This is a genomic window from Acidiphilium sp. PM, assembly GCF_000219295.1.
Classification (GTDB): domain Bacteria; phylum Pseudomonadota; class Alphaproteobacteria; order Acetobacterales; family Acetobacteraceae; genus Acidiphilium; species Acidiphilium multivorum.
This window is the reverse complement of record NZ_AFPR01000312.1, coordinates 1-1463: the sequence shown is the minus strand read 5'-3', so window position 1 is coordinate 1463 and position 1463 is coordinate 1. Positions and strand designations below refer to the sequence as shown.

The following is a 1463-nucleotide window of genomic DNA, read 5'->3' as shown; positions in this document are numbered from 1 at the left end:
GGCCTGGGCGCCGGCGGAGGCGCGGGCCCGGGCGGTGGCGGGGACGAACATTCTCTCCGCCGCCGGGATGGTCGCGGCGAGCCTGATCCTGACCGCGCTGCTGCACGCGGGCGCCGGGCCCCGCGCGCTGTTCGCGGGGCTCGGGGCGATCGCGCTCAGTCTCGCGCTGGCGGCGCGCCGGTAAAGTTCGCCGGGCGCTTCTCGCGGAAGGCGGCGACACCCTCGGCGAAGTCCGGCGTGCGGCCCATGCGGCGTTGCAGGTCGCGCTCGAGATCGAGCTGGGCGTCGAGCCCGTTGGCGCCGGCGGCGTTGAAGGCCGCCTTCATCGCGGCGAGCGCCTGGGTCGGGCGGGAGGCGAGATCGGCCGCGACCGCGAGGGCGGCGGCGAGGAAGCCCTCGTCGGGCAGGCAGCGCCAGATCAGGCCCCAGTCGGCGGCCTGGCGGGCGGTGATGGTCTCGCCCAGCATGGCGAGGCCGCGGGCGCGGGCATCGCCCACCGCGCGGGGGAGGAAATGGGTGCCGCCGGCATCCGGGATCAGGCCGATGCGGATGAAGGCCTGGGTGAAATTCGCCGACTCGCAGGCGAGCACGATATCCGCCGCGAGGGCGAGATTGGCGCCCGCGCCGGCGGCGACGCCGTTGACCGCGGCGACGATCGGCTTCGGCAGGGCGCGCATGCGGCGGACCAGCGGATTGTAGTGCCGGTCGATCGAGGCGCCGAGATCGCGCGGGCCGCCGCCGAGGGACTGGTTGAGATCGGCGCCGGCGCAGAACCCCCTGCCCTCGCCGGTCAGCAGCACGGCGCGGACCGAATCGTCCGCCTCGATGGCGGCGAAGGCGGCGGCGAGCGCCTCGTGCACCGCCTCGTTCAGCGCGTTCAGACGGTCGGGCCGGTTGAGCTTCAGCACCCGCACCGCTCCGACGCTTTCCACGATCAGCTCTGCCGCCATTCCTGTTCCTCCCTGCGTTCCGGGCGACTAGTGTGCGCCGGTGCGCCGAGTATGGCGAGAACTGACGCTTACGGCAATAAGGAGACGAAATGAGCATCTCGATCGCGATCCATGGCGGGGCGGGCACGATGCGGGCGGCGGACATGACGCCGGAGATGGCGGAGGCGCGGCACGAGGGGCTGCGGCGGGCGCTGCGCGCGGGCTGGGACGTGCTGAGCGAGGGCGGCTCGGCGCTGGACGCGGTGGCGGCGGCGGTGGTGATGCTGGAGGACGATCCGCTGTTCAATGCCGGGCGCGGGGCGGTGCTGACCGATGCCGGCACGCTGGAGATGGACGCCGCGATCATGAACGGGGCGGATCGCGCGGCGGGGGCGGTGGCCGGGATCTGCGGGCCGGTGAACCCGGTGCTGGCGGCGCGGGCGGTGATGGAGACGACGCCGCATGTGCTGATGATCGGCGACGGCGCGCTGGCGGTGGCGCGGGCGGCGGGGCTGGAATTCGAGACCGAGGCCT

General features: G+C 74.2%; 3 protein-coding genes. 2 read left to right on the top strand and 1 reads right to left on the bottom strand.

The genetic code is table 11. The features are described from left to right. Positions 1-184, top strand: a 184-nt coding sequence (locus APM_RS22050) for a hypothetical protein (protein ID WP_007423634.1), incomplete at its 5' end; no start/stop codon positions are given. Here the strand turns inward: APM_RS22050 and paaG are convergent. Continuing rightward, a complete protein-coding gene (paaG, locus tag APM_RS11920) occupies positions 156-950 on the bottom strand; it encodes a 2-(1,2-epoxy-1,2-dihydrophenyl)acetyl-CoA isomerase PaaG (RefSeq protein ID WP_007423633.1) in 795 nt (264 codons plus the stop codon). The two genes, APM_RS22050 and paaG, sit on opposite strands and share 29 nt — an antisense overlap. A gap of 89 nt (positions 951-1039) precedes the next feature. Here paaG and APM_RS11915 point away from each other — a divergent pair. Next, positions 1040-1463 (top strand): isoaspartyl peptidase/L-asparaginase (locus tag APM_RS11915; protein ID WP_007423632.1); only part of this gene is annotated, 424 nt, incomplete at its 3' end.

Bases quoted from the DNA above. Each gene is read 5' to 3' on its own strand.
- paaG (WP_007423633.1), bottom strand. From the start codon at position 950: ATGGCGGCAGAGCTGATCGTGGAAAGCGTCGGAGCGGTGCGGGTGCTG.